The 11,285-nt window shown below is 74.1% G+C and carries 10 protein-coding genes; 8 read left to right on the plus strand and 2 right to left on the minus strand.

Going from position 1 to position 11,285, the window contains the following annotated elements:
• Nucleotides 1-176 precede the first annotated feature (176 nt).
• The gene (locus AB0F62_RS41370) at nt 177-752 is read right to left on the minus strand and encodes a TetR/AcrR family transcriptional regulator (RefSeq protein ID WP_361811622.1); all 576 of its coding nucleotides are present in this window, start codon (nt 750-752) and stop codon (nt 177-179) included.
• A 121-nt stretch (nt 753-873) separates the two neighbouring features.
• On the opposite strand from AB0F62_RS41370, the gene AB0F62_RS41375 reads away from it, so the two are divergent.
• From AB0F62_RS41375 to AB0F62_RS41405, 7 genes are all read left to right on the plus strand, one after another.
• Nucleotides 874-1,887 (plus strand): NAD-dependent epimerase/dehydratase family protein, encoded by a 1,014-nt coding sequence (locus tag AB0F62_RS41375; protein WP_361811625.1) that lies wholly within the window; start codon nt 874-876, stop codon nt 1,885-1,887.
• 75 nt (nt 1,888-1,962) lie between these two features.
• On the plus strand, nt 1,963-2,721 hold the full coding sequence (locus tag AB0F62_RS41380) for a Mut7-C RNAse domain-containing protein (protein ID WP_361811649.1): 759 nt from the start codon (nt 1,963-1,965) through the stop codon (nt 2,719-2,721).
• 243 nt (nt 2,722-2,964) lie between these two features.
• Nucleotides 2,965-5,307: a nitrate- and nitrite sensing domain-containing protein gene (locus AB0F62_RS41385; RefSeq protein ID WP_361811628.1), complete on the plus strand. Its 2,343-nt coding sequence runs from the start codon at nt 2,965-2,967 to the stop codon at nt 5,305-5,307.
• On the plus strand, nt 5,304-5,762 hold the full coding sequence (locus AB0F62_RS41390; RefSeq protein ID WP_361811631.1) for a roadblock/LC7 domain-containing protein: 459 nt from the start codon (nt 5,304-5,306) through the stop codon (nt 5,760-5,762). Before AB0F62_RS41385 ends, AB0F62_RS41390 begins: the two co-directional genes overlap by 4 nt.
• A complete protein-coding gene (locus AB0F62_RS41395) occupies nt 5,759-6,160 on the plus strand; it encodes a DUF742 domain-containing protein (RefSeq protein WP_361811634.1) in 402 nt (133 codons plus the stop codon). Before AB0F62_RS41390 ends, AB0F62_RS41395 begins: the two co-directional genes overlap by 4 nt.
• Nucleotides 6,161-6,431: 271 nt before the next feature.
• The gene (locus AB0F62_RS41400; protein ID WP_361811637.1) at nt 6,432-7,103 is read left to right on the plus strand and encodes an HNH endonuclease family protein; all 672 of its coding nucleotides are present in this window, start codon (nt 6,432-6,434) and stop codon (nt 7,101-7,103) included.
• A gap of 114 nt (nt 7,104-7,217) precedes the next feature.
• Complete coding sequence (locus tag AB0F62_RS41405) at nt 7,218-8,879, plus strand: alkaline phosphatase D family protein (protein ID WP_361811640.1); 1,662 nt, start codon at nt 7,218-7,220, stop codon at nt 8,877-8,879.
• Between the two features lie 56 nt (nt 8,880-8,935).
• On the opposite strand, the gene AB0F62_RS41410 is transcribed toward AB0F62_RS41405, so the two are convergent.
• Nucleotides 8,936-9,646: a hypothetical protein gene (locus AB0F62_RS41410; protein WP_361811643.1), complete on the minus strand. Its 711-nt coding sequence runs from the start codon at nt 9,644-9,646 to the stop codon at nt 8,936-8,938.
• A 134-nt stretch (nt 9,647-9,780) separates the two neighbouring features.
• On the opposite strand from AB0F62_RS41410, the gene AB0F62_RS41415 reads away from it, so the two are divergent.
• The gene (locus AB0F62_RS41415; protein WP_361811646.1) at nt 9,781-10,989 is read left to right on the plus strand and encodes a HupE/UreJ family protein; all 1,209 of its coding nucleotides are present in this window, start codon (nt 9,781-9,783) and stop codon (nt 10,987-10,989) included.
• Nucleotides 10,990-11,285: the final 296 nt, after the last annotated feature.

Consider the following 11,285-nt stretch of genomic DNA (forward strand, 5'->3'; position numbering starts at 1 on the left):
CAGAATGGCCAGCCCCGGAGGCCCCGCACCCGGCCCACCCACACACGCGCGAGGCGGTGCCTGACCGCGCCGGGCAATCGGGCGGGAGGGCGGGGGAGAAACCGCAACAGCAACCACAACGCACCCGCACACGAGGCACGGGCCGCAAGGGCCACCCGAGAAACCGGCCCGACCCCCTAGCGAGGCGCCGCAGGCGAGACGCGGAGGCCGTCGACGATCAGGTCGAGAATCCGGGCGGCGCGGGCCTCGCCGCCGCGGGCCGGGTTGATCCGCCACAACACGCTGAGCTGCAGCAGCACATCCTCGGGGTCGAGTCCGGTCTTGAGCGAGCCGTCGGCGGCACCGGCGTCGAGGAGGACGGCGATGGCGGCGACGAAGGGCTCGTAATTCTCGTCGTCGAGGCCGCCGTTGGTCGCCGCGTGGACGACCTCGGCGACGCCGAACTTGAGCCGTCCGTAGTGGGCGACCTCGTCGAACCAGAGCCGGAGGGCCCTCAACGGAGCGTGCGCGGTGAGCAGTTCGGGCGCGCGGTCGATCAGCCGTCCGATGTCGTGCCGGTAGAGCTCCATGATCAGCGCTTCCCGGGTGGGGAAGTGGCGGTAGAGCGTCCCGATGCCGACGCCCGCCTTCCTGGCGATCGCGGTGAGGGACGCGCCGGAGGAGGCGGCGAGCTCCTCGCGGGCGGCGGTCAGGATCCGCTCGCGGTTGCCGAGGGCGTCCTTGCGGGTCGGCTTGGGGGGCAGCGGGTTCACAGGCGTCGGCCGTCCGTCCGGGGTGGATTGCGAAGCGGAGGGGCCTCCGGTACGGTCGAGGGGTAGCGGAGGGGCCTCCGCTTCATTCTGGCACACCCACCCCACTTCGTGGAGGACCGTCATGTCCGAATTGGTGCTGGTCACCGGCGGCACCGGCTACATCGGCGGCTGGTGCGTCGCCGAACTGCTGCGGCGCGGCTACGACGTGCGCACCACGGTGCGCGCCCGGGGCAAGGAGCGCGGCGTCGCCGAAGCCGTGTCGGCCGTCGCCGACCCGGCCGGCCGCCTGGACGTCGTCGTCGCCGACCTCACCGCCGACGACGGCTGGGACGCGGCGCTCGACGGCGTCGACCATGTGCTGCACGTCGCCTCGCCCCTCGGCGGCGCCGACCCGGCCGCCTTGGTCGCCACCGCGCGGGACGGCGCGCTGCGGGTGCTGCGCGCGGCGACCGCGGCCAAGGTGAAGCGCGTGGTGATGACCTCCGCGGCGAACGCGGCCAGTCCCTCCTCGTACGCGACGGAGGGCGTCACCGACGAGACGCTGTGGACCGACCCGGACGACCCGGCGCTGATCCCCTACCGCCGCTCCAAGACCCTCGCCGAGCGTGCCGCCTGGGACTTCATGGCGGGCCACGGGGGACCGACCGAACTGGCCACCGTGCTCCCGGGCGCCGTCTTCGGACCCGTCCTCACGGCCGGCACGCTCGGTTCCGTCGGCATCGTGGCGCGCATGGTCTCCGGCCGGATGAACGGCGTGCCCAGGATCGGGCTGGAGGTCGTGGACGTCCGCGACCTCGTCGACGTCCACATCAGGGCGATGACGTCACCGGACGCGGCGGGCGAACGCTTCCTGGCCACCGGGGAGTTCCTGTGGATGGCGGACATGGCGCGGATCCTGCGCGACGGACTCGGCGAGGACGGGCGCCGGGTGTCCACCCGCAGGATCCCCGATCTCGCCGTGCGGTTCGCGGCCCGGTTCACGGACCCGTCCCTTCGCGACATCACCCCCGCCCTCGGCCGCCGCAACCGGCACAGCACCGAGAAGGCCCGCACCGTCCTGGGCTGGCGGCCGCGTCCGGCGGAGCGGACGGTGCTCGAGTGCGCCAGGAGCCTCGTCGCGCACGGCCTGGTCTGACCGGGCGCCGGCCCGGGCCCGGAAATCCGTGTGTGCCCCGGGCGGCGGGAGTGACATGCTGGCCGGGTGAGCGTCGTGAACGGACCCGAGATCGGCATCAGCTTCGCCTCCGCACTGCGGCTTTTCGCCGCCGCGCCACGGCGGGAGGGGCGGACGTCCGTCGTCACCGACGGGGTGTCCACGCTGGGGCACGTCGTGGAGTCGCTCGGGGTCCCGCTGACCGAGGTGGGCCGGCTGCTGGTCGACGGGCGGGAGGTCCCCGTCTCGCATGTGCCGGCCGCCGGAGAGCAGGTGGAGGTCGAGCCCGTCGTGCGGCCGCAGGAGGTGCCGGGGGCGCCGCTGCGCTTCCTGCTCGACGTGCACCTGGGCACGCTCGCCCGGCGGCTGCGCCTGCTGGGCGTCGACGCCGCGTACGAGAGCGAGGACATCGGCGACCCGGCCCTGGCCGCGCGTTCGGCCGCCGAGCGACGGGTGATGCTCTCCCGGGACCGCGGCCTGCTGCGCCGCCGCGAACTGTGGGCGGGCGCGTATGTCTACAGCGACCAGCCGGACGAGCAACTGCGCGACGTGCTCGGCCGGTTCGCCCCCGCCCTCGCGCCCTGGACACGCTGCACCGCGTGCAACGGGCCGCTGCGGGACGCCGACAAGGACGCGGTCTGGGAGAAGCTGGAGCACGGCACCCGCCGCAGCTACGACGTGTTCGCGCAGTGTGCCGCCTGCGAGCGCCCGTACTGGCGCGGCGCGCACCACGCCCGGCTGGAGGCGATCGTCCGGGAAGCCGTGAGCGAGTTCGGCGACGGCTCCGCCGTGCCGTCGGGGGCCGGGGGCTCCTGAGGGGCTCGTGAGGGGCTCCCGCACCGGGGACAAGGACCCCAAAGGCCGACAACCCGCGGCAACTGTGAGCCACGGCACAGCGCTCGCGCTTCACGATTCGCCTCATCGGCTACTCACCGGTAGGGGTCGTCGCTACGGTACTGCGCAACCGGTTCCGCCGAGCGGAACGTAGCCGTACGGGCGCGTAGCGTGTCCCACGCGGCGGGATCCGGCTGTCCACCGTCCGAGCAGCCTGGAGAGTGCATGCGTCGCCGTCCCGGCAGCCGCACGATCCGCACCCGGATCCTCGCCCTGGTGCTGATCCCCGTCGTCGTCCTCGTCTCGCTGTGGACCTTCGCCGTGGTCTCGGTGACGGGCGAACTGCGCGACCTCATCCGGCTGCAGGGCGTCTACGTCCACTACGGCACGCCGGTCGACACCGCCGTCGGCCAGATCCAGGTCGAACGGCGGCTGTCCGCCGTGTACCTGGCCTCCGGGAACAGCCGGAGCGCGCTGGCCGACCTCACCGGACAGCAGCGGCACACCGACGAGGTGATCGCCGCGATGCGCGCGGCGATCGGCGACCGGGGCGAGCGCGGGGACCTCAGCGCCGGCCAGAGCCGGGTGCTCACCCGGGCGCTCGCCGCCGTGGACCGCCTGCCCGCGCTGCGCCGCGACGTCATCGCCGGGCGGATCGACTGGGCCCGCGCCGTGGACCGCTACACCGACGTCGTCCGGCCCACCTTCGAGGTGCAGACCGGCCTGACCGCCCTGCAGAACGGGCCGCTGGCCCGCGAGGCGCAAAACGTCGCAGGGCTCGTCCGCGTGCGGGAGTTCGTCTCCCAGGAGGACGCGCTGGTGGCCGGGGGACGGGTCGCCGGCGGCTTCGGCCCCGCGCGGTTCCGCCGGCTGGCCGCCACGATCGAGGACCGCCGGGTCTTCCAGCGGACCTACGTGCCGGCCCTGCCCGCCGACTCGCGCGCCCTCTTCCGGGAGTTCGAGCGCGGCCCGCTCTACCGGTCCCTGGTCGAGGGCGAGGACGCCCTGCTCCGGGCCGGCGCGACCGGCACCGGCGAGGTGCTGGTGAGCGCGTCGTGGCGGCGGACCATGGACGACGCCGTCCGCGGCTACATGCTGCTGTGCACCGACGCGGCGAAGAACGCCGCCGCGCGCGGCCGGGACTTCGCCCGGCGCGAGCTGCTGTACGCGGGTGGCGCGGGCGGCGCGGGGCTGCTCGGCGTGGGGCTGTCCCTCTGGTTCTCCGTCCGCACCGGGCGCCGGATCACCCGGCGGCTGGAGGAACTGCGCGACGCCGCCGACACCCTGGCGGTGCGCCAGCTCCCGGAGGTGACCCGGCGGCTGGGCGCGGGCGAGCAGGTCGACGCGGCGGCCGAGGCGCCGCCGTTGGCCTTCGGGCGGCCGGAGGACGACGGTTCCGACGGCGCGGGCCCGGACGAGATCGGGCAGGTCGGCCGCGCGCTGAACGCGGCGCGCCGGGCCGCGGTCGAGGCGGCCGTCCGGCAGGCCGACCTGCGGCGCGCGATGTCCGCGCTGTTCCTCAACATCGCCCGCCGCAACCAGGCGCTGGTGCACCGCCAGCTGAAGCTCGTCGACACCCTCGAACGGCGCACCTCCGACCCCGACGCGCTCGCCGACCTGTTCCGTGTCGACCACCTCACCACCCGCATGCGCCGTCACGCCGAGGGCCTGATCATCCTCTCCGGGGCGGCGCCGGGACGTGTCTGGCGCAAGCCGGTGCCGATCGTCGACGTCGTCGGCGCGGCGGTCGGCGAGGTCGAGGACTACGCCCGCGTGGTCGTGCCGCCCATGCCGCAGGTCGGCGTGGTCGGCGAGGCCGTGGTCGACCTGATCCACCTCATCGCCGAACTGGTCGAGAACGCCACGGTGTTCTCCCCGCCGCGCACCCGGGTGACCATGCGGTTCGGCGAGGCCGCGCACGGTTTCGCCCTGGAGATCGACGACCGCGGCCTCGGCATGGACGCCGACGAGCTCGAACAGGCCAACGCCACCCTCCGGCACGCGGAGGACTTCGACCCGGCGCGCAGCGAACGGCTCGGCCTGTACGTCGTCGGCCGCCTCGCCCACCGGCACGGCGTCGAAGTGACGCTCACCCGATCCCCGTTCGGCGGCACCACGGCGGTGGTCTTCCTGCCGGGGCCGGTGCTGGCGCCCGTCACCGCCGAGCCGGGTACGGGGTCCGGGCCGGAGCCGGAGCCGGAGTGCGGGGCGACCGCCGCCGGGGCCCGGGCGGTGACCGCGGGAGGCGCGCCGGGCGACGGGGCCGTGGCGGAGCCGCCCGGCCCGCTGCCGCGGCGCGGACGTGAGCCGGCCACCGGGGCGGCGCCCGGGCCGGCTCCGGCCGTGCCCACGGCTCCCGGGACCGGCGTGGCGCCGGCGCTGCCCACGCGGGTGCGCCAGGCGAACCTGGCCCCGCAGTTGCGCGCCGACGCGGACGATCCGGGGGCCGGGCGCGCGGTTTCCGGCGCCGGCCCGTCGCCGGAGCAGATGGGGGCGATCTTCGGAGCCTTCCAGCGAGGGCTGGACCGGGGACGCGACGGTGCGGGAGAAGGAGGGGCAGGGACATGAGAGATGCCGAGCCGTCCGGCACGGCACATCCCGGGGACACGGGGGACGCCGGGGCCGCCGAGGGCCTCGACTGGCTGCTGGACGACCTGGTGGACCGCACGGATCACGTGCGCCAGGCCGTACTGCTGTCCGGCGACGGGCTGGCGACGGCCTCCTCCAAGGGGCTGACCGGCAAGGACGTCGACCATCTGGCCGCGGTGTGCTCCGGCTTCAACGGCCTGGCCAAGTCCGCCGGCCGGTCGTTCGCGGTCGGCGGGGTCCGCCAGGTCATGGTGATGCTGGACGACGCCTACCTGTTCGTCACCCCGGCCGGCGAGGGCAGCTGCCTGGCCGTCCTGTGCGCATCGGGCGCGGACGTCGGGCAACTGGCCTACGAGATGGGCCTGCTCGTCAGGCGCACCGGCCGGCACCTGGCCACACCCGCCCGCGCGGCGGACGAGCCGGACGAGGAGTGACCCGGCGCGCCGAGGGCGGCGAGGACCGCTGGTACGACGAGGAGTCCGGCCCGATCGTCCGCCCGTACACCGTGACGGGGGGCCGTACCCGCCCCGACACGGAGCGCCCCTTCACCCTGATGGACCGGGTCCGGGCGCTGGACGGGTCCGCGGCCTCGCGGGCGCACGGGCTGGTCGACCACGCGCGCGCCTCTCTGCTGGAACTGCTGCGCCGTCAGGGGCCGCTGCCGCTGGTGGAGTTGGCGGCCGACGCGGACCTCCCGGTCACCGTGGTGCGCGTGGTGCTCGGCGACCTGGTCGACGCCGGGCTCGCCCGGGTGGACCCGCCACCGGCCGCCGCCGAGCGGCCCGACGCGGATCTGCTGCGCGAGGTGATCCGGGGGCTGCGCGCCCTGTGAGGGCGGGTCCCCCGCGCCGGCCTGCGGGGGAGTGAAGCCGCCCCGGGCGGGCGGGAGTCGCACGCCGCACGGGCGGACGCGGGGGGAGGCCGTGGCGCGCGGTTTCCGCCCCCGGCGCACGGCGGCGCGGATCCGGTACGGTCCGACCCCTAGACATGACGTGTCCATGTCGCCAACCTGTTACCTGCCGCTTGTCCCGCAGAAACGTCCCAGCAGAAGGATGGCCAGCGGTTTCAGCGGCCAAACACCCCCACATCAAAGGGAGTTCCCTATGTCCCGGATACGCAGTGCGCTCGCGCGGCGTGGTGTCTACGCGCGTCGACGCCTCGGTCTCCTCGTGGCTCTCACCAGCCTGTTCGCCGGCTTCGCGACCCTGAACGGCCCGGCCGCCCAGGCGGCTCTCCCCACCCCCGTCAGCGCCGCCACCGCCCGCACCTACCTGGCCTCCCTCCGGGTCGCCACCGAGAACCGCACCGGCTACGACCGCGACCTGTTCCCGCACTGGATCACCATCAGCGGTGCCTGCAACACCCGTGAGACCGTGCTCAAGCGCGACGGCAGCGGCGTGGTCACCGACTCCTCCTGTGCCGCCACCAGCGGCAGCTGGTACTCCGTCTACGACGGCGCCACCTGGACCGCCGCCTCCGACCTGGACATCGACCACCTCGTGCCCCTCGCCGAGGCCTGGGACTCCGGCGCCTCCGCCTGGACCACCTCCCAGCGGCAGGCGTTCGCCAACGACCTCACCCGCCCGCAGCTCATCGCCGTCACCGACAACGTCAACCAGGCCAAGGGCGACCAGGACCCGGCCACGTGGATGCCGTCCCGCACCGCGTACGCCTGCACCTACGTGCGCGCCTGGGTCCAGGTGAAGTACTACTACAACCTGGCGGTCGACTCCGCCGAGAAGAGCAAGCTCAGCAGCGTCCTCAGCGGCTGCTGACCGCGCGTCCCGGCCCCGCCCGGCCGCCGGGACCGCGGCCCGGGCGGCGGCCGGGAACTCACGCCTTCCCTCCGTCGTCCACACCTCACGACGACGGAGGGAAGGCCGACCGCCATGGCAGAACTGCGCCTGGGCCCGCTGCTGAGATACGTGGACGAGGACACGGCCACCGTGTGGGTCGAGGCCGACCGCCCCGCCACCGCGACCGTCGCCTGCGACGACGGGGCCGGCGGCAGCGAGCGCACCTGGCAGATCGCGGGCCACCACTACGCGATCGTCACCGTGACCGGGCTGCGCCCCGGCACGACCACCGCCTACCGCGTCCTCCTCGACGGGCGGCAGGTCTGGCCGCCGCCGGATTCCCCGTATCCGCCCAGCACCATCCACACCGCCGGGCACGACGGGGGCGGCGAGGGGGACGGGCCGTCGCTGCGCGTCGCCTTCGGCTCCTGCCGCTGGGCCGCCCCGCCCCCCGACGAGCCCGACCCGATCGGCCCCGACGCGCTGGACACCCTCGCCCACCACATCGCCTCCGGCGACGCCCCCCGCCCCGACCTCCTGCTGCTGCTCGGCGACCAGATCTACGCCGACGAGACCTCCGCGGCCACCCGCCGCTGGCTCGCCCGGCGCCGCGACCTGAACGAGCCCCCCTGGGACCAGGTCGCCGACTACGAGGAATACACCCACCTCTACTACGAGTCCTGGCTCGACCCCGACATCCGCTGGCTGCTGTCCACCGTGCCCAGCTGCATGATCTTCGACGACCACGACGTCATCGACGACTGGAACACGTCCCACACCTGGCGCGACACCATGCGGGAGACGGCCTGGTGGCACGGGCGGGTCACCAGCGGCCTCACCTCGTACTGGGTCCACCAGCACCTCGGCAACCTCACCCCCGCCGAACTCGCCGCCGACAAGCTCCTCGCCGCGATACGCGCCGCCGACGACGGCACCGAGACCCTGCGCGCCTTCGCCGCCCGTGTGGAGGCCGATCCGGCGCACACCCGCTGGAGTTACCGCCGCGACCTCGGACGCACCCGCCTGCTCATGGTCGACTCACGCGCCGCGCGCGTCCTGGACGAGCACGACCGCGCCATGCTCGACCCCGCCGAACTCGACTGGCTGCGGCAGAACGCCCGCCCCGACGGCGGCTTCGACCATCTGCTCATCGGCACCTCACTGCCCTGGCTCCTCCCGCACGCCGTCCACGACGCCGAGGTCTGGAGCTCCGCCCTCTGCGGCGGCAGCCGCGGCCACCGCTGGACCCACCGCGGGGAACGCCTCCGCCAGGCCGGCGACCTCGAACACTGGTCGGCCTTCCCCGACTCCTTCGACGACCTGACCGGAATCCTCACCGACGCCGCCGACGATCCCGAGGCCCCCGCCACGATCTGCGTCCTGTCCGGCGACGTCCACCACGCCTACACGGCCGAGGCGCACCGCCCCGGCACGCCGCTGCGTTCCCGGGTGCTGCAACTCACCTGCTCCCCGGTCCACAACAGCATCCCCGGCTACATGCGGCTCGCCTTCCGCTTCGCCTGGACCCGCCCCGCCCGCCTCATCGGCCGCGCGCTCGCCCGCCACGGCCGCGCCGCCGCCCCGGACCTGCGCTGGCGCAAACTCGGCGGTCCCTGGTTCGGCAACCAGCTCATGACCCTGACCCTGCGCGGCCGCGCCGCCGCCCTCCGCCTCGACCAGACCCGCGCCCCGCGGAGCGCGGACGGCCGGGCGGGACTGGTGACGGTGGTGGACACCCAGCTCACCAAGGGCTGACCGCGCCCCGTGCGGGGCGGAGGGCATGAGGTCAGCAGGTCAGCTCTGGGCCTGACCTAGACCTCGTCGAGCCAGAGCACCACCCCGGTCACCCCGGTGAGCACCGCCGCGGCGCCCGCGCGGATGGCGGCCGCGCAGCGCGCGGGGGTGAACGAGGCGGGGTCGTACGTCGAGGACGCGCCGAGGCCCTCGCCGCGGAACGAGGCGCCGGGCCAGTCGACGGCCGTCACGTTGCCGGTGGGCTCGGCGAGTTCCGCGCCCACGACCAGGAACTGCTGGGAGAGGTGGTTCGGGGTGACCATGGCGAGCGGGTCGATCAGGGCGTTGCCCGCGCTGACGATGAGGTCCGGACGCATGTCGAGGGCCCGGGAGATGGCGGCGACGAGGTCGGCCGGGTGGGCGGCGGTCACCGTCCTGAGGTCGACGTCCTCGTCCCCGGCCCAGTCCTTCACCGCCGCGACGAGGGCCTTGGTGGGGCGGTCCTCTCCCGAGGTGAGCAGGACGACGCGGTAGCCCTTCGAGGGGCGCACCCCCGACCAGGAGCCGGGCCGCGGGGTGGCGGTCGCCTCGGGGGCGGGCGGGGCGGCGGGGTCGACGAAGCCCGGGCCGGGTGTGCCGACGGCGGTGGGACTGGGGTGCGGGCGTGACCAGTCGTCTCCGGATCCGCATCCGGTGAGCAGCGCGGCGGCCGCGGCCAGTGTGGCGACGGCCCGAAGCGGGGGGCGCAAGGCGATCGTCCTCCGGGTGGTGGCAGGTGGTGCGTTCACATCCTGCTCCTCCGGTTCCGGCCCGTTCCATCACCAAGGGGCCGCCTTCGAACTTGTTTGCGCACACTTCGCCGACCGGCCGGTTGTGGTTCACCCGTGACGTGCACCGTGCAGTGGCAACCTGAAGGAGCCACATGTCACACCGCATCCGCCGCTCCATCGTCGGGATCATCGCGGCGGTGATCGCCCTCCTGGGCCTCGGACAGCAGTCCGCGTTCGCGCACGGTTTCACGTCGACGGTCTACGTCCACGTCGCCCCGGCCGACGGCGGCCGCATCAGGACGACGCTGGAGCTCGAGTACGACCTCTTCGTCGTGTCCGCCGCCGACTACCAGGACGACGACCCCCTCTTCCGCGAGGGGACCGCCGCGTTCGACGCCGGTGACGCCGGCGCGCAGGCCGCGGCGCTCGACGCCCACGCGAAGGCGGCCGTCGCGTACGTCACCGAGCGCTTCTCGGTGACCTCCGGCGGCGAGGCCTGCGCGCCGACGCCGGCCGGCGGCTTCACGATGGGCCGGCGGGAGGGCGTCCCGTACGCGGATCTGCGGATCGACTGGGCCTGCCACCAGGGCGAGGAACACGAGGTGCGCAGCGGGCTGTTCCCCGACTCCGAGGGGTACGTCAAGGGCACCAAGACGATCGTCACCTACGACGTCGACGGCCGCTCGGGCAGCGCCGCCCTCGACGCCGAGCACCCGTCCTTCTCCCTCGGGCAGTCCTGGTACGAGCGCTTCTGGGAGTTCTTCCGGCTCGGCGCCGAGCACCTGCTGACCGGGATCGACCACATCCTGTTCCTGCTCGCCCTGATCGCCGGGTCGCGGCGCCCGCGGGAGATCGTGCTGGCGGCCACCAGCTTCACCCTGGCGCACTCGGTGACGTTCATGCTCGCCGCGCTCGGCGTGGTCGACGTGCCCGCGAGCGTCGTGGAGCCCGTCATCGCGCTGTCGATCGCGGTCGTCGCCGGCTGGTACCTGTGGCGGGTCTGGCGGCGCGGCGACCACGCGACCGAGCTCGAGTCTTCCGGACAGGGGCACTTCAGCCTGGACCGGGCCGGGTGGACCCGGCTGGGCGTGGTGTTCTGCTTCGGCCTCGTGCACGGGCTGGGCTTCGCGGGCGCGCTGGGGATCGACGAGGCGTGGTCGTGGACCCTGCTGTGGTCCCTGCTGGTGTTCAACGTCGGTATCGAGGCCGTGCAGTTGGCGATCATCGCGGTGGCCTTCCCGCTGCTGATCGTGGTGCGCCGCCGTTCGGCGAGGGCCGGCCTCTGGGTGACCGGCGCGATTTCCGCGGGGGTGTCCGTCATGGGCCTGGTGTGGTTCGTGCAACGAGTGTCCGGAATCTGAGACTCCGTCCTGGGCTCGTATGAAGTTCAACTACTCGTACCTCGCATTTATGTTCGCTTTACCTGCCGAGGCGAGCGTGGGGGTCTCCACTCGATGCACACGATTCGTGCACAGAAGGAAAAGACGAACATGAGATCGAGCAACTCCTCGCAGACCTCCGGGTCCGCGCGGCGCCGTGTGGCCACCGGGGCCACCGCGGCGTTCCTCGGCCTGACGGTTGCCCTTGGCAACGGGCTGGTGACCCAGGCGTCCGCCGCCGACACCGCCACGCTCAGCGCCGTCGTCCTCGGCGTCGG

Origin of the sequence: Streptomyces sp. NPDC026673 (genome assembly GCF_040638135.1) — a bacterium.
GTDB lineage: Bacteria > Actinomycetota > Actinomycetes > Streptomycetales > Streptomycetaceae > Actinacidiphila.